The organism is Psychrobacter sp. 16-MNA-CIBAN-0192 (genome assembly GCF_040309565.1).
GTDB lineage: Bacteria > Pseudomonadota > Gammaproteobacteria > Pseudomonadales > Moraxellaceae > Psychrobacter.
Genome location: NZ_JBEOOX010000741.1, coordinates 1 through 234, shown reverse-complemented (window position 1 = coordinate 234; position 234 = coordinate 1). Strand labels below are relative to the sequence as shown.

Below are 234 nucleotides of genomic sequence, written 5' to 3'. Positions count from 1 at the left end.
CCTAAGCCCATTAAAATCATTACTGATGATTTGATGCCTGCTTGGTTAATTTTCTGCAGCGCAGCTATGGATGAGGCAAACGTTTCGCCTTTATTAATTCGTTTTAGCACTTCGTCATCACCACTTTCACAGCCAATATACAAAATGGATAAGCCCATTTCCCGTAATTCGGATAATTGCTCGACCGTTTTATTATTAAGGTTTCGCGGTAAACAATAGCTGCTAATCCGGGTC

The 234-nt window shown here is 40.6% G+C and carries 1 protein-coding gene; it reads right to left on the bottom strand.

The window, feature by feature from the left end; translation table 11 throughout:
• Positions 1 to 234, bottom strand: a 234-nt coding sequence (locus AAEY78_RS15050) for a radical SAM protein (RefSeq protein WP_352340315.1), incomplete at both ends; no start/stop codon positions are given.